Consider the following 590-nt stretch of genomic DNA (forward strand, 5'->3'; position numbering starts at 1 on the left):
CCCGCGTCGGGATCGTTCATGACGAGCTTGCGACCGCGCACGTCGTAGTCGATCTGGATGCGGTTGCCCAGCGGGTCCCTGGTGATCACCAGGTTGCCGAAGGCGTCGTACTGCTGCAGCACCTGCGCGCCCGTGGCGTCGGTGCTGCGGATGACCTGGCCGTCCAGGTTCTTCTCCTCGATGCGCTGGTGGCCCTGGTCGTCGGTGGCGATGGAGTTCAGCCCGTCGTAGGCGACGCTGGCCTTGGCCATCTGCCGCGCGCCGCGCCCGGGCACGCTGATCGTGCCGGCGTTGCCGCCCGCGTTGCCGCCGCGCAGCGGGTTGCTCACCGCCGGGTCGGCCGTGTAGACCGCCGTAGCACGCCCCAGCGCGTCGTACTCGGTCATGGTGACGCCGTAAGCGCCGCCGCCGGTGGTGGACGAGCCGGTGTCCAGGAAGTACGGCTGCGTGGACGTGACCGCCACGCCGTAGGCGTTGTAGTCCACGTCCTGCGCGATGAGCCGCGCGTTGCCGGGCTGCCCGGCGCCGTCGAAGCCCTCGGCGACGCTGCGGATCTTGCGGCCCGCGCGGTCGTAATACACCCGCGCGAA

Annotated in this window: 1 protein-coding gene; it reads right to left on the bottom strand. The window is 71.0% G+C overall.

The features are described from left to right. A partial coding sequence (locus CDN99_RS27975) for an RHS repeat domain-containing protein (protein WP_310732499.1) occupies positions 1–590 on the bottom strand: 590 nt, incomplete at both ends.

The organism is Roseateles aquatilis (assembly GCF_002205645.1).
GTDB classification, from domain to species: domain Bacteria; phylum Pseudomonadota; class Gammaproteobacteria; order Burkholderiales; family Burkholderiaceae_C; genus Roseateles; species Roseateles aquatilis.